Raw genomic sequence first — 239 nt, 5'->3', positions numbered from 1 at the left:
ATCTCGACCATCAACTCCCTTGTAGTGGAAATGGTGGAAGAAAGAAAACCTACCCGTAAAACAAGCAAAGATATTGAGGCCTATTTGCCCAGTGCTGTAAAAGCACAAGCTACCTTGGATGCAAAAAGTGTGTTTAAGAAAGGGAAGAAAAAGAAGTTTGAAACAGTGCCTCTGCTTAAAAAGCCTCATTGTGTTTGGAACAACCAAAACTACTCTTTCGACTTCCGCTACATTTCAAT

1 pseudogene is annotated in these 239 nt (G+C 40.2%); it reads left to right on the top strand.

Going from position 1 to position 239, the window contains the following annotated elements:
• Positions 1-239, top strand: a pseudogene (locus ACYQ4S_RS13055) (hypothetical protein); the annotation flags it as partial.

The sequence above is a fragment of the Alkalibacterium sp. s-m-28 genome (genome assembly GCF_054658175.1).
The sequence above is the reverse complement of the archived record's forward strand: the minus strand, read 5'-3'. Positions and strand labels throughout refer to the sequence as shown.